Annotated in this window: 15 protein-coding genes and 1 pseudogene; 11 read left to right on the top strand and 5 right to left on the bottom strand. The window is 62.3% G+C overall.

Translation table 11 applies throughout. The features are described from left to right. Nucleotides 1–55 precede the first annotated feature (55 nt). The 4 genes from alr (at nt 56) to ACZ5M5_RS29630 (ending at nt 4,473) form a co-directional block, all read left to right on the top strand. Nucleotides 56–1,129, top strand: coding sequence for an alanine racemase (gene alr, locus ACZ5M5_RS29645; RefSeq protein ID WP_060740073.1), 1,074 nt, complete (start codon nt 56–58; stop codon nt 1,127–1,129). Between the two features lie 128 nt (nt 1,130–1,257). Then, nucleotides 1,258–1,806, top strand: a complete 549-nt coding sequence (locus ACZ5M5_RS29640; RefSeq protein ID WP_003206841.1) for a cupin domain-containing protein — start codon at nt 1,258–1,260, stop codon at nt 1,804–1,806. Between the two features lie 183 nt (nt 1,807–1,989). Then, nucleotides 1,990–2,403 carry a c-type cytochrome gene (locus tag ACZ5M5_RS29635; protein WP_092174467.1) on the top strand — a complete coding sequence of 138 codons (414 nt, stop codon included), beginning with the start codon at nt 1,990–1,992 and terminating at the stop codon, nt 2,401–2,403. Between the two features lie 135 nt (nt 2,404–2,538). Beyond that, entirely contained in the window at nt 2,539–4,473 is a 1,935-nt protein-coding gene (locus tag ACZ5M5_RS29630) for an acetyl-CoA hydrolase/transferase C-terminal domain-containing protein (RefSeq protein ID WP_103309565.1), read from the top strand. A gap of 107 nt (nt 4,474–4,580) precedes the next feature. On the opposite strand, the gene ACZ5M5_RS29625 is transcribed toward ACZ5M5_RS29630, so the two are convergent. Continuing rightward, nucleotides 4,581–5,153 carry a xanthine phosphoribosyltransferase gene (locus tag ACZ5M5_RS29625; RefSeq protein WP_014340844.1) on the bottom strand — a complete coding sequence of 191 codons (573 nt, stop codon included), beginning with the start codon at nt 5,151–5,153 and terminating at the stop codon, nt 4,581–4,583. Nucleotides 5,154–5,211: 58 nt separating this feature from the next. Further along, a pseudogene (rep, locus tag ACZ5M5_RS29620) lies at nt 5,212–7,220 on the bottom strand (DNA helicase Rep). A gap of 272 nt (nt 7,221–7,492) precedes the next feature. On the opposite strand from rep, the gene ACZ5M5_RS29615 reads away from it, so the two are divergent. Then, nucleotides 7,493–9,166 carry a putative bifunctional diguanylate cyclase/phosphodiesterase gene (locus ACZ5M5_RS29615; protein WP_060740077.1) on the top strand — a complete coding sequence of 558 codons (1,674 nt, stop codon included), beginning with the start codon at nt 7,493–7,495 and terminating at the stop codon, nt 9,164–9,166. Between the two features lie 111 nt (nt 9,167–9,277). Here the strand turns inward: ACZ5M5_RS29615 and ACZ5M5_RS29610 are convergent, their stop codons facing one another. Then, entirely contained in the window at nt 9,278–10,672 is a 1,395-nt protein-coding gene (locus tag ACZ5M5_RS29610; RefSeq protein ID WP_081015468.1) for a NorM family multidrug efflux MATE transporter, read from the bottom strand. A gap of 158 nt (nt 10,673–10,830) precedes the next feature. Between ACZ5M5_RS29610 and ACZ5M5_RS29605 the strand changes: the two genes are divergently transcribed. The 3 genes from ACZ5M5_RS29605 to ACZ5M5_RS29595 all read left to right on the top strand — a co-directional run bounded on the left by ACZ5M5_RS29605 (nt 10,831) and on the right by ACZ5M5_RS29595 (nt 15,499). Next, nucleotides 10,831–11,751 carry a LysR substrate-binding domain-containing protein gene (locus ACZ5M5_RS29605; protein WP_060740079.1) on the top strand — a complete coding sequence of 307 codons (921 nt, stop codon included), beginning with the start codon at nt 10,831–10,833 and terminating at the stop codon, nt 11,749–11,751. A 186-nt stretch (nt 11,752–11,937) separates the two neighbouring features. Continuing rightward, nucleotides 11,938–13,914: a methyl-accepting chemotaxis protein gene (locus ACZ5M5_RS29600; protein WP_103309561.1), complete on the top strand. Its 1,977-nt coding sequence runs from the start codon at nt 11,938–11,940 to the stop codon at nt 13,912–13,914. A 370-nt stretch (nt 13,915–14,284) separates the two neighbouring features. Then, the gene (locus ACZ5M5_RS29595) at nt 14,285–15,499 is read left to right on the top strand and encodes an aldose 1-epimerase family protein (RefSeq protein WP_464738328.1); all 1,215 of its coding nucleotides are present in this window, start codon (nt 14,285–14,287) and stop codon (nt 15,497–15,499) included. Between the two features lie 6 nt (nt 15,500–15,505). Here the strand turns inward: ACZ5M5_RS29595 and ACZ5M5_RS29590 are convergent, their stop codons facing one another. Next, entirely contained in the window at nt 15,506–16,999 is a 1,494-nt protein-coding gene (locus ACZ5M5_RS29590; protein ID WP_464738327.1) for a YifB family Mg chelatase-like AAA ATPase, read from the bottom strand. A 259-nt stretch (nt 17,000–17,258) separates the two neighbouring features. Here ACZ5M5_RS29590 and ACZ5M5_RS29585 point away from each other — a divergent pair, with 259 nt between their 5' ends. After that, the gene (locus ACZ5M5_RS29585) at nt 17,259–18,536 is read left to right on the top strand and encodes a sensor histidine kinase (protein ID WP_103309555.1); all 1,278 of its coding nucleotides are present in this window, start codon (nt 17,259–17,261) and stop codon (nt 18,534–18,536) included. Between the two features lie 19 nt (nt 18,537–18,555). Here the strand turns inward: ACZ5M5_RS29585 and ACZ5M5_RS29580 are convergent, their stop codons facing one another. Continuing rightward, the gene (locus ACZ5M5_RS29580) at nt 18,556–18,816 is read right to left on the bottom strand and encodes an accessory factor UbiK family protein (RefSeq protein WP_060740084.1); all 261 of its coding nucleotides are present in this window, start codon (nt 18,814–18,816) and stop codon (nt 18,556–18,558) included. 415 nt (nt 18,817–19,231) lie between these two features. Between ACZ5M5_RS29580 and glnK the strand changes: the two genes are divergently transcribed. Together glnK and ACZ5M5_RS29570 are read left to right on the top strand one after the other, a co-directional pair. Then, nucleotides 19,232–19,570 carry a P-II family nitrogen regulator gene (gene glnK, locus ACZ5M5_RS29575; protein ID WP_002555808.1) on the top strand — a complete coding sequence of 113 codons (339 nt, stop codon included), beginning with the start codon at nt 19,232–19,234 and terminating at the stop codon, nt 19,568–19,570. A gap of 33 nt (nt 19,571–19,603) precedes the next feature. Next, a complete protein-coding gene (locus ACZ5M5_RS29570; protein WP_060740085.1) occupies nt 19,604–20,938 on the top strand; it encodes an ammonium transporter in 1,335 nt (444 codons plus the stop codon). The last annotated feature ends 209 nt before the right edge of the window (nt 20,939–21,147 follow it).

Here is a 21,147-nt window from a genome sequence, read left to right as displayed (position 1 = left end):
CACCCTGCCAACCTGCGCCGGTTTTTTATTCATGACCGCCTAGAAGCCTGCCGCCATGCGTCCTGCCCGTGCCCTGATCGATCTCCAAGCCCTGCGTCACAACTACCAATTGGCCCGCGAAGTCACGGGGGCCAAGGCCCTTGCGGTGATCAAGGCCGACGCCTACGGGCACGGTGCGGTGCGGTGCGCCGAGGCGCTGCAGGCCACGGCGGACGGGTTCGCCGTGGCCTGCATCGAAGAAGCCCTGGAGCTGCGGGCCGGTGGGATCCGTGGGCCGATCCTGCTGTTGGAGGGGTTTTTCGAAGCCGATGAGCTGCCGTTGATCGTCGAGCATGATTTCTGGTGCGTGGTGCATTCGTTGTGGCAACTCGAAGCGATTGAAAAAGCCGCGCTGAGCCAGCCGATCACGGTCTGGCTCAAGCTCGATTCCGGCATGCACCGGGTCGGCCTGCATCCGGCGGATTACCAGGCGGCCTACCGTCGCCTGCTGGCCAGCGGCAAAGTGGCGAAGATTGTCCTGATGAGCCACTTCGCCCGTGCCGATGAACTGCACGATCCCAGCAGCACCGAGCAACTGGTCGTGTTCGAGGCGGCCCGTCAGGGGTTGGCGGCAGAGATCAGCCTGCGCAACTCCCCAGCGGTACTGGGCTGGCCGCAGATGCCGAGCGACTGGGTGCGGCCGGGCATCATGCTCTACGGCGCGACCCCCTTCGACGAACCCAACACTGTCGCCTCGCGCCTGCAACCGGTGATGACCCTGGAATCGAAGATCATCTGCGTGCGTGAATTGCCCGCCGGTGAGCCGGTGGGCTACGGTGCTCGCTTCGTGACCACGCAACCGACCCGGGTCGGGGTGGTCGCCATGGGCTATGCCGACGGCTACCCGCGCCAGGCGCCGAACGGCACGCCGGTGCGGGTGGATGGGCAGCGCAGCCAGCTGGTCGGGCGGGTGTCGATGGACATGCTGTGTGTCGACTTGACCCATGTCCCCCAGGCCGGGCTCGGCTCGACCGTGGAGTTGTGGGGCAAGAACATCCTTGCCAGTGATGTCGCCAAGGCCGCCGACACGATTCCTTATCAGATTTTCTGCAACCTGCGGCGGGTGCCACGGCTCTATTCCGGGGGCTGAGACGAAGCGCCACCTACCGAAAGTCGCTTCACCGCACAGGATTCGGGTCAAAGTGTTGTAAATACTGAACGCTGTCGCCATGATAACGCTCACTTTCCTCACAACCTGATTCCCTGGAGGCTCCAGCATTGGACGTCGGTGAACGACTGCAATCCATTCGTAAACTCAAAGGCCTTTCCCAGCGTGAACTCGCCAAGCGCGCGGGCGTCACCAACAGCACTATTTCGATGATCGAGAAGAACAGCGTCAGCCCCTCGATCAGCTCGCTGCGCAAGGTCCTTGGCGGGATTCCCATGTCCATGGTCGAGTTTTTCTCCGAAGAGATCCTTCAGGAAAAACCGACCCAGATCGTCTACAAAGCCAACGAACTGATCGACATCTCCGATGGTGCCGTGACCATGAAGCTGGTGGGCCGGGCGCATCCGAGCCGGGCGATTGCCTTCCTCAACGAGATCTATCCGCCGGGTGCCGATACCGGTGAAGAGATGCTCACCCATGAGGGCGAGGAGACCGGGATCCTGGTGGAAGGACGGCTGGAACTGGTGGTCGGCGTCGAAACCTTCGTGCTCGAGGCTGGCGACAGCTACTATTTCGAAAGCACCAAGCCCCACCGTTTCCGTAATCCGTTCGATGTGCCGGCGCGACTGATCAGCGCAGCCACGCCGGCCAATTTCTAGACCAAGAGGCGCCAGGCCCGCGTGGCAAAGGCGCCCACCTGTTGGGCTGTCATGACAAACAAGACCCTTGCGACTTTGGGGTTGTTTCAGAGTGACAGGCTTACCGCTATACTTGCGCCCGCCTGCAAACCGTGGCCGCAGGCGTGACTAGCCACCATTGAGGGTGTACGCGTGAACCTAATTATGAAAATGCTGGCTGCACCAGCAACCGTATTGGCCCTATGGGCTGCGACCGCTCAAGCGGCGCCGAACGACGAAATCGCCAAGCGCCTTGAACCCGTCGGCCAGGTCTGCGTCCAGGGCAAGGAATGCAAGGGTATGGAAGTCGTGGCCTCGGCCGGCGGCGCCGGCGGTGCCAAGGCGCCGAAAGACGTAATTGCAAAGCATTGCAACGCTTGCCACGGCACGGGCCTGCTGGGCGCGCCGAAAATTGGTGACAAGGCTGCGTGGAAAGAACGCGCCGATCACCAGGGCGGTCTCGACGGCATCCTGGCCAAGGCCATTACCGGCATCAACGCAATGCCGCCTAAAGGCACCTGCGCCGATTGCTCGGATGACGACCTCAAGGGCGCCATCAAAGAGATGTCCGGTCTGTAATACGCCGGCATCCTTCACAAAAAAGCCGCTTACGAGCGGCTTTTTTGCGCCTCGGATTTTTCGGGACTGTTCATCGCAACCAAGACCCGGCAAGCTCGGTCCAACCCACATTCATGGAATGTCCTGGAGGGTCCGATGGTGCAGTTGTGTTCAATCGAACAGGCGGTGGATGACGTGCTCGAGCGCCTGCCCGCGCATATTCACCTCGGCATGCCCCTGGGGCTGGGCAAGCCCAACCTGTTCGCCAACGCGTTGTACCGGCGCATCGCACAACTGCCCGAGCGACAACTGACGATCTACACCGCCCTGAGCCTGGGCCGGCCCAACCTGGGCGATGGTTTGCAGAAGCGCTTCCTCGAACCCTTTGTCGAACGGGTCTTCGGCGACTATCCCGAGCTGGATTACCTGGTCGACCTGCACCAGGACAGTCTGCCGGCCAACATCCGCGTCCAGCAGTTCTTCATGCAGCCCGGCAGCCTGTTGCACAGTGCGTCGGCCCAGCAGGACTATGTCAGCAGCAACTACAGCCATGCGGCCCGGGACATCAACGCCGCCGGCTTGAACCTGGTGGCGCAACTGGTGGCGAGCGCCCCGGAACACCCGGACCGCCTGAGCCTGAGCTGCAACCCGGACATCACCCTCGACCTGCTGCCGATGATCGCCAAGCGCCGGGCGGCCGGGGAAACCATTCTCCTGGTCGGCCAGGTGCACAACGACTTGCCTTACATGCCGGGCGACGCGGAAGTCGGCATCGACACTTTCGACCTGTTGATCGACGAGAAGGACAGCCACACGCTGTTTTCCACGCCGAACATGCCGGTGGGTTTCCAGGATCATCTGATAGGCCTGCACGCCAGTACCCTGGTGCGTGACGGCGGGACATTGCAGATCGGCATCGGCGCCATGGGCGACGCGTTGACGGCGGCGCTGCTGGCACGCCAGGCCGATAACGCCGGTTACCAGGCGTTGCTGGCGGACCTGAACCTTAGCCAGTGGGCGCAACTGATCGAGCGCGAGGGCGGGGTCGAGCCGTTTGCCAAAGGGCTGTACGGTTGCAGTGAAATGTTCGTCAACGGTTTGCTGGTGCTGGCCGAGGCCGGGATCATCCGGCGCAAGGTCTACCCCGACGAGCCGACCCAGGAACGAGCGAACGCCGGAACCCTCGACGAGGCGGCACAACCCGACGGCATCTGCATACACGGCGGCTTCTTTCTCGGCCCGCGCAGTTTTTACGAGCGCCTGCGCGAGTTGCCGCAGAGCCGTCGTCTCGAATTCAACATGACGCGCATCAGCTACATCAACGAGCTCTACGGCCAGGAGCCGCTCAAGCGCCTGCAGCGCCTCGATGCCCGCTTCATCAATACCGTCTTCACCATGACCCTGATGGGGGCCGGGGTGGCCGATCAGTTGGAGGACGGGCGGGTGCTCAGCGGCGTGGGCGGGCAATACAACTTCGTTGCCCAGGGCCATGCGCTGGAGGGCGGGCGCTCGATCCTGCTGCTGCGCAGTTGGCGCGAGGCCGGGGGCGAGATCAGCTCGAACATCGTCTGGGAGTACGGCCATTGTACGATTCCCCGGCACCTGCGCGACATCGTGGTGACCGAATACGGCATCGCCGACCTACGCGGCAAGACCGACGCCGCGGTGATCGAGGCGTTGCTGAACATCAGCGACTCACGCTTCCAGCCCGGGCTGATCGAGCAGGCGCAGAAGGCTGGCAAATTGCCGAAGGATTTCCGCCTCGATCCGCGGTTCGCCGACAACACGTCGGAGCGGTTGCAGGCGATCCAGGCCCGGCATCCGAATCTGTTTCCCGAATACCCGCTGGGCTGTGATTTCGACGGGGTCGAGCGGGACCTGTTGCGGGCGCTGAACTGGCTCAAGAGCAAATTCAAGCTCACCGAGATCCTGGAGTTGGGCAAAGCCGCGCTGGATGCGCCGGAGCCCTGGGAATTTGCCGGGCATCTGGAGCGGATGCAGCTGACCAGTCCTGAAGGGCTGAAGGAGGAGCTATTCCAGCGGTTGCTGTTGGCCGGGCTCAAGGCTACTGCACAACAACAATCAACCTGAAACCCCTGTGGGAGCGAGCTTGCTCGCGATGGCGATCTGTCAGACACCTTTTATTTGACAGATACACCGCTATCGCGAGCAAGCTCGCTCCCACAGGGGGGATTGGGTCAGTCGATGAAGGTCACGACCCCACCCGCCAGCGACTGCACCCGGGCCAACGACTCGACGCGATAACCCTGGGCATCCAGTTCCGCGCGGCCGCCCTGGAACGACTTCTCGATCACGATCCCCAGCCCGGCGACGGTGGCGCCGGCCTGCTTGATGATGGAAATCAGCGCCTGGGAGGCTTTGCCGTTGGCCAGGAAGTCATCGATGATCAGCACCCGATCGCTGCTGGTCAGGTGACGCGGGCTGATGGCGACGGTGCTTTCGGTTTTCTTGGTAAACGAATACACGGTGGCCGACAGCAGGTTCTCCGTCAGGGTCAGGGATTGTTGCTTGCGGGCGAAGATCACCGGTACGCCAAGGTTCAGCCCGGTCATGATCGCCGGGGCAATGCCCGAGGCTTCGATGGTGACGATCTTGGTGATGCCCGAATCCTTGAACAGCGCGGCGAATTCGTCGCCGATCAGCTTCATCAATTGCGGGTCGATCTGGTGGTTCAGGAAAGCGTCGACTTTCAGGACCTGATCGGAAAGCACGATGCCTTGTTCACGAATTTTCTGGTGCAGGGCTTCCATGAAGCCTCCTCTGATGACGCCTTCAGCGCCTGAAGTCGTTGAAAAAAAGTAGTCGATTCTAGCGCTTTAGCATCGCGCGTATATCCGCCAGGGCACTGTTGCCGCGAACGACTTTGACTTCCGTGGGCGTGTCGTCGTTGCCTTCCCAGGCCAGGTCGTCCGGTGGCAGCTCATCGAGAAAGCGGCTGGGGGCGCAGTCGATCACTTCGCCGTACTGCTTGCGCTTGGCGGCGAAGGTAAAGGCCAGCGTCTGGCGTGCCCGGGTAATGCCGACATAGGCCAGGCGCCGTTCTTCCTCGATGGTGTCGGCCTCGATGCTGGAACGGTGCGGCAGGATTTCCTCTTCCATGCCCATGATGAACACGTAGGGAAATTCCAGGCCCTTGGAGGCGTGAAGGGTCATCATCTGCACGCCTTCGGCGCCGTCTTCCTCTTCCTGCTGGCGCTCGAGCATGTCCCGCAAGACGAGTTTGCCGATGGCGTCCTCGACCGTCATCTCGCCGTCTTCGTCCTTTTCCAGGGTGTTCTTCAACGCCTCGATCAGGAACCAGACGTTACCCATGCGGTAATCGGCGGCCTTGTCGCTGGAGCTGTTGGTGCGCAGCCAGTTCTCGTAGTCGATGTCCATGACCATGCTGCGCAGCGCCGAGATCGGATCTTCCCCGGCGCACTGCTCACGTACCTTGTCCATGAAGCGCTTGAAGCGCGCCAGGCGATCGGTGAAGCGGCTGTCCAGATGTTCGCCCAGGCCGATTTCATCGGTGGCGGCGTACATCGAGATCTTGCGCTCGGTGGCGTAGTTGCCGAGTTTTTCCAGGGTGGTCGAGCCGATTTCCCGGCGCGGCACGTTGATCACCCGCAGGAAGGCGTTGTCGTCGTCCGGGTTCACGATCAGGCGGAAGTAGGCCATCAGGTCCTTCACCTCCTGGCGCCCGAAGAAGCTGTTGCCCCCGACAGGCGATAGGGGATCTGGTGATGCTGCAATTTCAGCTCGATCAGCTTGGCCTGGTAGTTGCCGCGGTACAGGATCGCAAAGTCGCTGTACGGCCGATCGGTGCGCAGGTGCAGGCTGAGGATTTCCATGGCCACGCGCTCGGCTTCGGCGTCTTCGTTGCGGCAACGGATCACGCGGATCTCGTCGCCGTGGCCCATCTCGCTCCACAGTTGTTTTTCGAACTCGTGGGGGTTGTTGGAAATCAGCACGTTGGCGCAGCGCAGGATGCGGCTGGTGGAGCGGTAGTTCTGCTCCAGCATCACCACTTTGAGCGACGGGTAGTCGTCCTTGAGCAACATCAGGTTTTCCGGCCGCGCGCCGCGCCAGGCATAGATCGACTGGTCATCGTCGCCCACCACGGTGAACTGGTTGCGTTTGCCGATCAGCAGCTTCACCAGCAAATACTGGCTGGCGTTGGTGTCCTGGTATTCGTCCACCAGCAGGTAGCGGACCTTGTTCTGCCATTTTTCGAGAATGTCGGCGTGGTCCTGGAACAGCTTGACCGGCAACAGGATCAGGTCGTCGAAGTCCACCGCGTTGAACGCCTTGAGGGTACGCTGGTAGTGGGTGTAGACGATGGCGGCAGTCTGTTCCTTGGGGTTGCGGGCGTTCTCCAGGGCTTCGGCGGGCAGGATCAGGTCGTTTTTCCAGGAACCGATCATGTTCTTGATCTCGTCCACGCCGTCGTCGCCCGAGTATTCCTTTTGCATGATGTCGGTCATCAAGGCCTTGACGTCGGTCTCGTCGAAAATCGAGAAGCCCGGTTTGTAGCCCAGCCGCGCGTGCTCCTTGCGGATGATGTTCAGGCCCAGGTTGTGGAAGGTACACACCGTCAGGCCGCGGCCTTCGCCGGCGCGCAACAGGCCGCCGACCCGCTCTTTCATTTCTCGGGCGGCCTTGTTGGTGAACGTCATGGCGACGATGTATTGGGCGCGGATGCCGCAATTCTGGATCAGGTGCGCGATCTTGCGGGTGATTACGCTGGTCTTGCCGGAGCCTGCACCGGCGAGCACCAAAAGAGGGCCGCCGACATAGTTCACGGCTTCTTGCTGCCGGGGATTGAGTCGGGACATGACAGAGTCAGGGAGTCGTTTGCGAAATGGGCCGGCATTTTAACAGGCTCAGAGAATTGTGCTGCTCTGTCCGACTTGTGACGCACACAGGATTGTCATTTGCCGCTTCTGCCACTTTCACGCAGGATGTGGAACCAATTGGGTCCCGCGCAGCATTTCGAGCGGGAAAAACCACCGAAAGCGCGTGTTTGAGAACCGTTGGCATTGGTCATTGCCCATCGGCAGGTCATAATGCCCGGCGCCTACCACCTTGCAGAGTCTAGGGAGTCAGCTTGTCAACGCCTGTCGAACCCTTGCGTTTGCTGTTATTGGCCCAAGAGCCAGAGTGGTCAGCAATACTGCGCGAGTGCCTGGTGCCCATGGGGCCCTCGGTCGTGTTGATCAGCGCCCCGAGCTGGGAGTCCGTCAGCAGCCTGTTCGAAGACAATCGCAACGCGGTGTTGCTGACTGTTGCGGCGTTGCAGCCGACGCCGGGCCGTTGCAGCCTGCCGACCATCCTGTTGCTCGAGCACGAGCCGGCGGTTGCCCCCGACGGTGCCAGCGACTGGTTGGTGCGCGATGTCCTCGACAGCGCGACCCTGCGTCGTTGCCTGCGCCATGTGCGCGAGCGCGGCGTGCTGGAAAACACCCTGCAGCGCCTCGCCGAGCAGGATCCATTGACAGGCATCGCCAATCGCCAGGGTTTCCAGACATTGCTGGCGGCGCGCCTGGCGGAAAATGACGGCCGAGGCCTGGCCCTCGGTCACTTGGACCTGGACAACTTTCGCCACGCCAACGACGCCCTCGGTCACCAGGCCGGCGACCGTTTGATCCTGCAAGTGGTGTCGCGGCTCAAGGGGTCGCTCGAAGCCGGCGATCAATTGGCGCGGCTGGGCAGTGATGAATTTGCCTTGCTGATCGACACCCGCCGCGCACCGCAGCGGGCCGAATGGATGGCCGAGCGTATTACCGAAGCCTTGGCCGAACCCTATTGGGTGGACGGCGAAAGCCTGCTGATCGGTTGCAGCCTGGGCGTCGCCCATGCTCGCGCCCAGGCTGGCGCCGATCCGCTGATGTGGCATGCCCACATCGCCATGCAGCAGGCCAAGAGCACCCAGGGCTGCACCTTTCATATCTTCAACGAGCGCATCAATCGCAATGCCCGCAGCCTTGCCGACCTGGAAAGCGAACTGCGCCGGGCACTGCGCCGTGACGAGCTGGAATTGCATTACCAGCCGCGCCTGGACCTCGATGGCGGCCACATCGTCGGCCTCGAAGCCCTGGTGCGTTGGCGCCATGGCGAACGCGGCTTGTTGCCACCGAGTGAGTTCGTGCCGCTGGCCGAACAGAGCGGCCTGATCGTGCCGTTGGGCTATTGGGTGATTTCCCGGGCGCTGCGGGACATGCAGGCCCTGCGCGAACGGGGGCTGGCGCCGTTGCACATGGCGGTCAACCTGTCGTTCCGGCAGTTCCAGGACAGCCAGTTGCTGCCGACCTTGAGCCGACTGATTGCCGAGCGAGGTGTCGAGGCGCAATGGCTGGAGTTCGAACTCACCGAAACCGCGGTCATGCGCCGCAGCGAACTGGTCAAGCAGACCATGGATGCCTTGGGCCGCCTGGGGGTGCGCTTCTCCCTGGACGACTTCGGCACCGGGTTCTCCTCGTTCGTGCACCTCAACAGCCTGCCGATCGCCTTGCTCAAGATCGACAAGAGCTTCGTCGGCGGCATGGAGCAGCGCGAAGAGAACCGCAAATTGGTGCACGCCATGATCAACCTGGCCCACAACCTCAACCTGGAGGTGGTGGCCGAAGGTGTGGAAACCCAGGAACAACTGGACCTGCTACGCGGTTTCGGTTGCGACCAGGTGCAGGGCTTCCTGATCAGCAAGCCGTTGCCGTTGCCGGAATTGGTTGAGTATTTGACGTTCGAGGGTGATCAGCACTCCACACACGACGTCGTGGTCTGACGCAAAACCTTGTGGGAGCGAGCTTGCTCGCGATAGCAATAGGTCTGTCACATCGATTTTGACTGACACACCGCTATCGCGAGCAAGCTCGCTCCCACAAAGGCATGGACTTCACTTGGCCTGAATGGCTTCGAAACCGGGCTGCCCAGCTTCACTGCGAATCATCCGCTTCATCTTCCATTCAAACGCCAGGGTCAGGCTCACGGCCGCGCAGGCCAGCCCCAGGGCCAGGCCCCACCAGACACCGGTCGGTCCCCAGTTCAAATGGAACGCCATCCACCACGCCGACGGTGCGCCGATGAGCCAATAGCAACCCAGGCCCACCAGGAAGGTGGTCTTGGCGTCCTTGAGCCCGCGAATGCAGCCCATGGCGATGGTTTGCGTGCCGTCGAACAGCTCGAACCACGCCGCCACCGCCAACAGGCTCACGGCCAGGTTGATCACGTCGCGGAACGCCGGGTCATCGTGGTCCAGGAACAAGCCGATCAATTGATGGGGCAGCAGCCAGAACACCATGGCGAACGCCAGCATCGCGGCCGCGCCAAAGCCAATGCCGACCCGACCGGCCAGGCGCGCCCTCAACAGCTGCCCGGCGCCGTAGTGCTGGCCGATGCGCATGGTGATGGCGTAGGACATTCCGGCCGGCACCATGAACGCCACCGAGACGATTTGCAGGGCGATCTGGTGGGCCGCCAACGGCGTGCTGCCCATGGTGCCCATGCACAGCGCGGCGAACGCGAACAGCCCGACTTCCACCGCATAGGTGCCACCGATCGGCAGGCCCAGGCGCCACAGCTCCTTGAGGTATTGGCGATTGGGCCGCGACAGCCCATCCAGCAGCGGATAGGCACGGTAGGCCGGGTGCCGATGGATGTGCCAGGCCAGGGCCAGGGCCATGCAGTTGGCGACAATGGCCGTGACCAGGCCGATGCCCATCAGGCCGAGTTTTGGCAAGCCGAACATGCCGGTGATGAGCGCGTAGTTGAGCAGGAAGTTGGCCACCGTGCCGCCGAGGCTGATCACCATGACCGGCGTGGCCCGGCCGATGGCGCTGGTGAAGCCGCGCAGGGCCATGAAGCTCAGGTAGCCGGGCAGGGCGAACGGCAGCGCCAGCAGGAACTGGCCGGCGGACAACACGTTGGTTTCGGTCTGGCCGAACATCAGCAGTACGGGCTTGAGATTCCACAGCAGCAACCCGGCCATCAGCGCCATCAACCAGGCCAGCCAAAGCCCGGCCTGGGTCAGCCGGGTGGCGCCTTCGACATCGCCCGCGCCCTGGCGGATCGCGACCAGGGTGCCCACCGCGGCGATCACGCCGATGCAGAAGATCGACACGAACGAATAGGTGGCCGCTCCGAGCCCGCCCCCGGCGAGGGCTTCGGGGCTCAGGCGCGCCATCATCACGGTGTCGGTGAGCACCATGAGCATGTGCGCCAACTGCGAGGCAATCAACGGCCCCGCCAGCCGCAGGATGGCCCAGAGTTCGGTACGCACCGGATGCCGCATGATCATCACGCTCCATGTTCAAACAAGGCAGTAAAGCGACGATTCTCGGCGCTCTTGGCGGATTGCACAAAAGGATAAAAAAGATCGCTGGCATGATTAAAACTCATGCTGGATGGGTTTCTGGTAGGGTTTGCAGACCACGCCATGGAGCTTTTGCGATGTCCCGTCGTCTTCCTCCTCTTTATGCGTTGCGGGCATTCGAAGCCGCGGCGCGCTATAGCTCGTTCACCCGGGCCGCCGAAGAGCTGTCGATCACCCAGAGCGCCGTCAGCCGGCACATCCGCACGCTGGAAGATCACTTTGCCTGCCGGCTGTTCCTGCGCAGCGGCCGCAACCTGCAGTTGACCGAGGCGGCGCGGTTGCTGCTGCCGGGCGTGCGCGAGGGTTTCATGGCGCTGGAGCGGGCCTGCCACACTTTGCATGGCGAAGACGGCATCCTGCGCATGAAAGCGCCTTCCACGCTGACCATGCGTTGGTTGTTGGCGCGCCTGAGTCGCTTCCGGCATTTGCAGCCCGGCAACGAGGTGCAACTGACCAGTGCCTGGATGGACATCGATTCGGTGGACTTCAACGTCGAGCCCTTCGATTGCGCCGTATTGCTGGGCAACGGGCATTTTCCGGCGGACTGGGAGGCCAGTTTGCTGTTTCCCGAGGAATTGATTCCGGTGGGCGCGCCGAACCTGTTGAACGATCAGCCCTGGGATGTGGCGCGGCTGGCCAGTGCTGAGCTGTTGCATCCGACGCCGGATCGCCGGGACTGGCGCAACTGGCTGCAACGCATGGGCCTGTCCGACAAGGTCTCGCTCAAGGGGGGGCAGGTGTTCGATACCCTGGAGCTGGGCATGATCGCGGCCGCACGTGGCTATGGGGTCTCCATGGGCGACCTGCTGATGGTGGCCGAGGACGTTGCCCAAGGGCGCCTGAGCCTGCCATGGCCGACAGCTGTCGCCAGTGGGGAACACTATTACCTGGTCTGGCCGAAAACCCGGCCGGGAGGTGAACGTTTGCGCCGGCTCAGCGACTTTCTCCAAGGCGAGGTCAAGGCCATGCAACTGCCTGATGTACAACGTCTAAGCTGAAACGTTGAAGTTGGCGTGCTAGCCACTTGGCACTAATCCGTGCAAACCGCTCAAGTATTTGGCTTTGCCGCCGAATCCGTGAACATGGAACCCTCGTTCAGAAAGGGTCTACTTACACCTCACCCGAATAAAATGCCGAGCGTGCGACGTGATCAGGATGATCCGGTCTCTCGGCCAGGAGCCGTCATGTCTCAACCCCGCGCCCGGATCGCCTCACAGCTAGGCCTTGCCCTTGCCGTGATACTGGCGATCGTGATCTCCGGCAGTACCGTCTTCGCCTTGCGTTCGCTGGACGCTGCCAACCTTGCCACCCGTGAAGAGCACCTGGCCAGCGAAGCGCGCCTGATGGCCGATCAGCTCAATACGTTCCACGGCACTTTGCGCGAGAGCACCCAGCGCTTGGCCGGTCTGTTCGAAAAGCGCTTCAGCGCGGGCCTGAGCGTGCATCCGGACCAGCCGGTGACGGTGGCGGGCGTACAAACCCCAGGCTTGAGCCTGGGTAGCGAAGTGTTGAACAACAACTTCAAGGAAGTGGATGACTTCAAAGCGATGACCGCTGGGGTCGCCACGGTATTCGTGCGCAGCGGCGACGATTTCATCCGAGTCAGTACCTCCGTCAGCAAGCAGGACGGTACGCGGGCCATCGGCACCGTGCTCGACCGCGCCGGCCCCGCCTACGGTCCGGTGATCAGCGGGCAGAGCTACATTGGTCGGGCCCTGCTTTTCGGGCGCTTCTACATGTCGCAGTACACGCCTGTGCGCGACAGCAGCGGCAAGATCATTGCCGTGTTGTACGTAGGCTTCGACTACACCGATGCTCAGAACGCGCAGTTCGAGAACCTCAAGCGCTTCCGCATTGGCCAGACCGGCTCCCTGGCGCTGCTGGACGAACAAAACAAATGGCTGGTGCCGCCCGCCGGCGTGCAGGCGCTGGACAACGCTACCACCACCATCACCGGCTTGATCAAAAAGCCGGGCAAGGGCGCGTTCTGGGCCGATACCGCCGAAGATTTCTACAGCGTTGCCGTACCGTTCGAGGGTGGGCCGTGGGCGGTGGTGGCGAGCATGCCGAAAACCGAGATCCGCGCCGTGACCTGGAGCGTCGGTACGCAATTGGCCATTGGCAGCCTGCTGGCGATGCTGTTGGCGGTCGGTTCGGCAATGTGGTTGTTGCGTAGCAAACTGGCGCCACTGGGGGATCTGGTGCGCCAGGCCGAAGCGTTGGGTGCTGGCGACCTGAGCGTGCGCCTGAACGTGTCGAGCCATGACGAAATCGGTCAGTTGGCCCGTGCCTTCAACCAGATGAGCCAGGCGCTGTCGACCATGGTCGAGCACATCCGCAAGGCCTCCCAGGAGGTCAATAGCCGCGCCCAGGCCCTGTCCGGGTTGTCCAGCGGGGCGTACGAAGGCATGGAGCAGCAATCCGGCGAAATCACCAGCATGGCCGGCGCGGTGGAAGAGTTCAGTGCGACCTCCCTGAACATTGCCGACAACATGGGCAACACCGAGCGCCTGGCCCAGGAAAACGCCCAGCAAACCCGCATTGGCCGGACCTCGATGGATGAAGCGTCGTCGTCCCTGGAACAAATCGCCGGCGCGCTGAACAGCACGGCCACGGTCATCAATACCCTGGGCCAGCGTTCCCAGGAAATCGGCGGCATCGTGGGGGTCATCACCTCGATTGCCGAGCAGACCAACCTGCTGGCCTTGAACGCCGCCATCGAAGCTGCCCGCGCCGGCGAGCAGGGCCGTGGTTTCGCCGTGGTGGCCGATGAAGTCCGCAGCCTGGCGTCCCGCACCCGCCAGGCCACTGACGAAATCTCCAGCATGATCAACAGCATCCAGCAGGAAACCGGCAATGCCATCAGCACCATGGAACAGGGCAACCTGTTGATGCAGGAAGGCCTGTCGCGCAACGCCAATGTGGCCTCGGCCCTGGCGCGAATCGATGAGCAGAGCCGTTCGGCTGGCCAGCAATTCGCGGCGATCACCACCGCCACCCAGGAACAAAGCAGCACCGCGACCCTGCTCAGCAGCAACCTGCAGAGCATCGCCATGGCCAACAGCGAACAGCGCCAAGTGGTCTCGAACCTGGCGGTCACCGCCAAGGAACTGGAAAAACTGGCCCAGGACCTGCGCCAAGAGGTTGATCGGTTCCGCTGAAGCCTCTCACAAGCCCGCTCCCAGAGATTCCCTGTGGGAGCGGGCTTGCTCGCGATGACGGCTGCCCAGCCAACATCACTTCAATCTGACCCACCGCCATCGCGAGCAAGCTCGCTCCCACAGTTTGATTCCGAGTGAATACGAACCCGGGCCACCCTCGATTCCCTGTGGGAGCGAGCTTGCTCGCGATTGGGGTTGCCCAGCCAGCATCATCTCAATCTGACCTACCGCTATCGCGAGCAAGCTCGCTGCCACAAATCGCTGTCGATCATGTAGTCGTGATTTTTTAGGGGTATTGCTGTTTTTAAGCTTGCTGAAACGTTTCTTCAAGTCTATAAAAACCGCACAACTCCAATAAAAGGTCGCGTCCATGACTCCGCTCAAACTCCTCATTACCCTTGGCGCCTTGGGCGCTGCCTCCCATGCCATGGCTTGGGATTACGTCCTGCTGGATACCGACAAAGCCGCCCAACCCTGGCAAATCACCAGCCAGCAGCTCGGCGTGAAAACCGACAAACCTTTCTCTGTGACGATGCGCACCCTGCACGGTGGCCGGCAAGAGGGCGTCAGCATCGTTGATATCGACAACGGCACCCTGAAGCTTTCAGTCGTCCCGACCCGTGGCATGAATGTGCTGCAGGCGTCGGTCGGGAATGTGCGCATGGGGTGGGATTCGCCGGTCAAGGAAGTGGTCAACCCGGCGTTCATCGAGCTCAACGGTCGAGGCGGCTTGGGTTGGCTCGAAGGCTTCAACGAGTTGGTCACCCGCTGCGGCTACGAATGGGTCGGCCATCCCGGCATGGACAATGGCGAGCTGCTGACCCTGCATGGTCGCGCCGCCAATATTCCGGCCAACAAAGTCACCTTGCACATCGACGAAAAACCGCCCTACGCCATCACCCTGCGGGGCGAGTTGAAGGAGCAGGCGTTCAAGAAGGTCGATTTCTCGGTGCAGACCGAACTGGTCACCGAGCCTGGCAGCGTGACGTTCGCGCTCAGCGACACGCTGACCAACAACGGCGATTACCCGAAGGAGTACCAAGCGCTCTACCACAGCAATTTCAGCACGCCTTTCCTGGAACAGGGCGCTCGTTTCGCGGCACCGGTCAAGCAGGTCTCGCCGTTCAACGACAAGGCCAAGGGCGACTTGCCCGATTGGCAAACCTACCGGGCCCCGACCAAGGATTACGACGAAACCGTCTACAACGTCGTGCCCTACGCAGACGCCAAGGGTGACACCCTCACCGTGCTGCACAACAAGGCCGGCAGCCTCGGTGTGTCGGTAGGCTTCAACACCGGTACGCTGCCCGTGTTCTCCCTGTGGAAAAACACTGATACCCAGGGCCAGGGCTACGTGACCGGGCTGGAACCAGGCACCAGTTTTTCCTACAACCGCCGGTACCAGCGCCCCCTGGGCCTGGTGCCCACGATCGGGCCGAAGGAGCACAGGCAATTCCAGATCCACTACAGCCTGTTGGCGGACAAGGGCGCTGTGGATAAGGCGCTCAAGCGCATCGATGCGATCCAGAACGGTCAAAAGACCGAGGTCCGGGAAACACCGTTGGTAGACCTGAGCAAACCGTAACGCGGTTCACGCCGTAGCCGGCCGATACTGCAGCGCTTCGGCCAGGTGCTCGCGGCGAATGTTCCCCGCTTGCTCCAGGTCCGCCAGTGTCCGGGCGACCTTGAGCAGGCGGTGGGCGGCGCGCAGCGACAGGGTCAGCCGCTCGCAGGCGGTTTCCAGCCAGGTTTCATCGGTTGTGGATAACTTGCAATGCCGGCGCAACCCCGGTAGATCGAGGAAGGCGTTGGCGCAGCCCTGGCGGTCGTGCTGGCGTTCCCGGGCTTCGGCTACGCGCTCGGCGACCGTGGCCGTATCGTCCCCGGGTTCGAGCCTGGGGTTCAATGCCGTGGCTTCCCGGGCGACGGTCAGGTGCAGGTCGATACGGTCCAGCAGCGGGCCGGAGAGTTTGTTGCGGTAGCGCTGCACCATATCCGGTGTGCAGGCGCAACGGCCGCTGGGCTCGCCAAGATAGCCACAGGGGCAGGGGTTCATCGCCGCCACCAGCTGGAAACGGGCAGGGAAGCGCACTCGGTCCCGGGCGCGCGAGACCACGATGTGCCCTGACTCCAGCGGTTCTCTCAAGACCTCCAGCACCTTGCGGTCGAACTCCGGCAGTTCATCCAGAAACAGCACGCCATGGTGGGCGAGGGTGATCTCCCCTGGCTGCGGTTTTGACCCGCCACCCACCAGCGCTGGGCCGGAAGCCGAGTGATGGGGCTGGCGAAACGGCCGCTGCGGCCAATGGCTCAGCGGCACGCAACTGGCAACCGACTGAATCGCCGCCACCTCAAGGGCCTCGCTCTCGGCCAGGGGCGGCAGCAGCCCGGGCAGACGACTCGCCAGCAAGGTCTTGCCGGTGCCCGGTGGTCCGCTGAACAACAGGTTATGTGCCCCCGCGGCAGCGATCAGCAGGGCACGCTTGGCCCCGGCCTGGCCTTGTACTTCATTCAGGTCGGGGTAGGGCTTGCTGGCCGAGAGCAGTCCATTGGAAACGAAAGGCTCGACCGGTGTGTGCCCATTGAAGTGGGCCACTGCTTCGAGCAGATGATCCACGGCGATCACCTTGAGGCCCGACGCGAGGCAGGCTTCCTCGGCGTTGGCCCGCGGCACCACCAGCATGCGTCCGGCCTTGCGAGCCGCCAGCGCCGCTGGCAGTACCCCGCGCACCGGGCGCACCGCGCCGGACAAGGCCAACTCACCGAGACACTCGACGTCGTCCAGCGTCAGGGTTGGCACCTGCACACTGGCTGACAGGATGCCCAGGGCAATCGCCAGGTCGAACCGCCCGCCGTCCTTGGGCAGATCCGCCGGCGCCAGGTTCAGGGTGATGCGCCGCGCCGGAAAATTCAGCCCCGAGTTGATGATCGCGCTGCGCACCCGATCCTTGCTTTCCTTCACCGCCGCCTCCGGCAGGCCAACCATCGTCAGCGACGGCAAGCCATTGGCCAGGTGGACTTCAACGGTAACGGCAGGAGCCTCGACCCCCACTTGGGCGCGGCTGTGGACAATGGCGAGCGACATGAATCGTTCCTTGAGTGAATGGGAGGCCGCGTCCTGCGACTTTTGAAGGGTAGTCGTGGGGATGAACTTGGGCGCAGCAATTGAGGGGAGAAAATTTGGCAGGATGTTTCGACTGTCAGTGACAGCCGAGGCGGCAAGCGCGATACGGTTCAGCCGATGCCATCCTTCACCTGCCCAAGCGAAATGCCCGGGACCGGCCTAGACTCCGACTTGCCCAGTCGGCACTTGGCGGTATCAACGGCACAGGGAGGAAGTGGCCATGAATGATCTGCTGGCTCTGTTAACTGACAAGCGCTTCATGCCCCACGGGCATTGCTACATGTGGCGTCCGGATCTGCTGTGGACGAATGTGATCGCCGATAGCTTGATCGCCCTGTCCTACGTCACCATCCCCTTCACGCTCCTGTACTTTATCCACAAGCGCAAGGACGTGCCGTTCGACTGGATGCTGGCGGCCTTTGGCGTGTTTATCCTGGCCTGCGGGACCAGCCATGTGATGGAGATCCTGACCATCTGGCAGCCTTATTACTGGTTGATGGCGCTGGTCAAGGTCATCACCGCGATTGCCTCGGTGATTACCGCCATCCTGCTGGTCCGGCTGGTGCCGGCGGCCCTGAAGATCCCCAGCCCGCAGCAATTGGCCAAGGTCAACGACGAGTTGCGCGAGGCCCAGGCCGAACTGGTCACCACCGCCCGCCGCGCCGGCATGGCGGAGATCGCCACCAATGTGCTGCACAACGTGGGCAATGTGCTCAATAGCGTCAACGTGTCAGCCCAGGTCCTCTACGAGAAGGTGCACACCTCCAAGGGGCCAGGGGTGGCCAAGGTTGTCCAGTTGATGAAGGAGCATCCCGACGACCTCGGCGACTTCATCAGCAGCGACCCGAAAGGACGCGCGCTACCGGACTATCTCGACAAGCTGGCCGACGCGCTGGCCGTCGAGCAGCAGGGCATGATCGCCGAGTTGGCGCAGTTGACCCGCCGCATCGACCACATCAAGGAAATCGTCGCCACTCAGCAATCCTACGCCGGCAACGCCAGCGTGCTGGAGCCGGGCTCGTTGCGTGAGCTGGTCGAGGATGTCGTGCGCATTTGCGATGTGTCCCTGGCTCGCCACCACATCACGCTGGTCAAGGAGTTCAGCGATATACCGCAAATGCCACTGGACAAGCACCGCGTGCTGCAGATCCTGGTCAATCTGATCAACAACGCCAAGCAGGCGCTGGACGCCGGTGTGAACCGGCCACCGCAGATCATCCTGCGCCTGAAGGTCGTTGACGATGGGCGCGTGCGGGTCGAGGTCGAGGACAATGGCGAGGGGATTGCGCAGGACAATCTTGCGCGGGTGTTCGAGCACGGCTTCACCACGCGTGTCGACGGTCACGGCTTTGGTTTGCACAGCTGCATTCTGGCGGCGCACGAGATGGGCGGCGAGCTGACGGCGCAGAGCGCGGGGCCGGGGCAGGGCGCGCTCTTTATCCTGGAGCTGCCGCTGGCACTGACCCCGGAGCAGTCTCAACACGCTGCGAGTGGTTGAGTGGCCCGCAGGGGGCTGCTTATTCCTGGGCCGGAGCCAGTCGCGCTTCCAGCTCAGCGACCTTGGCCTCCAGGCTTTCGAGCCGCGCTCGGGTCCGGGCCAGCACGACCATCTGGCTGTCGAATTCTTCCCGGCTGACCAGGTCCAGCTTGCTGAAGCCGCTTTGCAGCAGGGCCTTGAACTGGCTTTCGATTTCGCTTTTGGGCAGCGGCGTGTCGCCACTCAAGATACGGGAGGCGTGGCCGCTCAGGGCGTCGAGGAGGTCTTTGGGCGCAAGCATGTGCAGGTGTCCTGGAAACGATGGCGGGCAGTGTACCACGCAGTGTCTATAGTCAATTCGCCAGCCAGGGATGCACGCTTTTCGCGCATGGGGCCGGGCGGCGCTGCACTGTTGTTGTGCGTATCGCTGCGGTTCGTGGTGCGGTGCACGTCGAGCCGGTGGCCAAGGGGCTGAAATCAGAGGGTTTGGGTGCAGATGGCAAGGTTTCTGCTTAGAGGCTGATGACCCATGCACTGATGCAGTCGCTGTGACGAATGCAGTGCAGCAGGCGGAACGGGGAGTTTCGTCAGGATCGGTTAACTGGCACCTGTCGGGCAACTTGGGCCGACGACGCGTTACAAAGCCAGGCACTGCGCTTAGACTTGAGTCGGGTTTGTTTTCCTGGGGCAAGTCCACCAATTCGGGAGAAAGTTTCATGAAGCTAGTCACTGCCATCATCAAGCCGTTCAAGTTGGACGACGTGCGCGAGTCGTTGTCCGAGATCGGCGTGCAGGGCATTACCGTTACTGAGGTCAAAGGCTTCGGTCGGCAGAAGGGCCACACCGAGCTGTATCGCGGCGCGGAGTACGTGGTCGATTTCCTGCCCAAGGTGAAGATCGATGTCGCCATTGACGACAAGGATCTGGACCGGGTGATCGAGGCAATCACCAAGGCCGCCAACACCGGAAAGATCGGTGACGGGAAGATCTTTGTGGTCAATCTGGAACAGGCTATCCGCATCCGTACCGGCGAAACCGATACCGACGCTATCTAAGCCGCCAAACCCAACGCCCCAGGAGAAAACAATATGACTCTGCGTAAATTCGCAGGGCTAGGAGCCCTGTTGTCCTTCGCAATGCCTGGCCTGGCCATGGCAGAAGAAGCGGCAGCCCCTGTCCTGAACTCCGGCGACACCGCCTGGATGCTCACGGCCACGATTCTTGTACTGTTCATGACCATCCCCGGATTGGCGCTGTTCTACGGCGGCATGGTCCGTTCGAAGAACATTCTTTCCGTGATGATGCAGTGCTTTGCCATTACCGGTCTGATCAGCATCCTGTGGGTCATCTATGGCTACAGCATCGCGTTCGACACCACCGGCATGGAGCAGGGCGTCGTCAACTTCAACTCCTTCATTGGCGGTTTCGGCAAAGCGTTCCTGGCAGGTGTCACGCCAGCCAGCCTGACCGGCCCGGCGGCGCTGTTCCCTGAAGCGGTGTTCATCACCTTCCAGATGACGTTCGCCATCATTACCCCGGCCCTGATCGTCGGTGCATTTGCCGAGCGGATGAAGTTCTCCGCCATGCTGATCTTCATGGGCGTGTGGTTCACCCTGGTGTATGCACCGATTGCGCACATGGTCTGGTCCGGCAATGGCGGCCTGATGTGGGATTGGGGCGTGCTGGACTTCGCTGGCGGCACCGTGGTGCACATCAACGCTGGTATCGCCGGCCTGGTGGCGTGCCTGGTATTGGGCAAGCGCAAAGGCTTCCCGACCACGCCAATGGCGCCGCATAACCTGGGTTACACCCTGATGGGCGCGGCCATGCTGTGGGTCGGCTGGTTCGGCTTCAACGCCGGTTCCGCTGTCGCCGCCAACGGCACTGCCGGCATGGCGATGCTGGTGACCCAGATCGCTACCGCTGCGGCGGCGCTGGGCTGGATGTTTGCCGAGTGGATCACCCACGGCAAGCCAAGCGCGCTGGGCATTGCCTCGGGCGTGGTGGCCGGCCTGGTTGCAATCACCCCGGCTGCCGGCACCGTGGGCCCGATGGGCGCCCTGGTCATCGGCCTGGCGGCGGGCGTGGTGTGCTTCTTCTGCGCCACCACCCTCAAGCGCAAGCTCGGTTATGACGACTCCCTGGATGCCTTCGGCGTGCATGGCATCGGCGGTATTCTCGGCGCGATCCTGACCGGTGTGTTCGCCGCACCGGCCTTGGGTGGCTTCGGCACCGTGACCGATATCGGCGCGCAAGTGTGGATTCAATTCAAGGGCGTGGGTTTCACGGTGGTCTACACCGCGATCGTCACCTTCATCATCCTCAAGGTCCTGGACGCCGTAATGGGTCTGCGTGTCACCGAGGAAGAAGAAGCTGTGGGCCTGGATCTGGCCCAGCACAACGAGCGTGGCTACAACCTGTAAGTACGCGCAACAAAAAATGCCCGGTTCGCCGGGCATTTTTTTGTCTGGAGTTTGTCATTGCTCACAAGGTGTGGCGGTTTTTCCGACGCCTTTTGTTGTGGATGCGACATGGGTTTTTATACCGCCAAAGGCTTACACCGAAGCAAGAATATTAGGGCCTTTGTTTTTTCCCAGAGCGCGCTAGAATGCGCGCCGAACGTGCGGAGATC

This window comes from Pseudomonas sp. Van50 (assembly GCF_055390755.1).
Note: the sequence above shows the minus strand (reverse complement) of the source record. Positions and strands in the feature narration are given on the sequence as shown.

Bases quoted from the DNA above. Each gene is read 5' to 3' on its own strand.
- alr (WP_060740073.1), top strand. From the start codon at position 56: ATGCGTCCTGCCCGTGCCCTGATCGATCTCCAAGCCCTGCGTCACAAC.
- ACZ5M5_RS29635 (WP_092174467.1), top strand. From the start codon at position 1,990: ATGAAAATGCTGGCTGCACCAGCAACCGTATTGGCCCTATGGGCTGCG.
- ACZ5M5_RS29630 (WP_103309565.1), top strand. From the start codon at position 2,539: ATGGTGCAGTTGTGTTCAATCGAACAGGCGGTGGATGACGTGCTCGAG.
- ACZ5M5_RS29625 (WP_014340844.1), bottom strand. From the start codon at position 5,153: ATGGAAGCCCTGCACCAGAAAATTCGTGAACAAGGCATCGTGCTTTCC.
- ACZ5M5_RS29610 (WP_081015468.1), bottom strand. From the start codon at position 10,672: ATGCGGCATCCGGTGCGTACCGAACTCTGGGCCATCCTGCGGCTGGCG.
- ACZ5M5_RS29605 (WP_060740079.1), top strand. From the start codon at position 10,831: ATGTCCCGTCGTCTTCCTCCTCTTTATGCGTTGCGGGCATTCGAAGCC.
- ACZ5M5_RS29600 (WP_103309561.1), top strand. From the start codon at position 11,938: ATGTCTCAACCCCGCGCCCGGATCGCCTCACAGCTAGGCCTTGCCCTT.
- ACZ5M5_RS29595 (WP_464738328.1), top strand. From the start codon at position 14,285: ATGACTCCGCTCAAACTCCTCATTACCCTTGGCGCCTTGGGCGCTGCC.
- ACZ5M5_RS29590 (WP_464738327.1), bottom strand. From the start codon at position 16,999: ATGTCGCTCGCCATTGTCCACAGCCGCGCCCAAGTGGGGGTCGAGGCT.
- ACZ5M5_RS29585 (WP_103309555.1), top strand. From the start codon at position 17,259: ATGAATGATCTGCTGGCTCTGTTAACTGACAAGCGCTTCATGCCCCAC.
- ACZ5M5_RS29580 (WP_060740084.1), bottom strand. From the start codon at position 18,816: ATGCTTGCGCCCAAAGACCTCCTCGACGCCCTGAGCGGCCACGCCTCC.
- glnK (WP_002555808.1), top strand. From the start codon at position 19,232: ATGAAGCTAGTCACTGCCATCATCAAGCCGTTCAAGTTGGACGACGTG.
- ACZ5M5_RS29570 (WP_060740085.1), top strand. From the start codon at position 19,604: ATGACTCTGCGTAAATTCGCAGGGCTAGGAGCCCTGTTGTCCTTCGCA.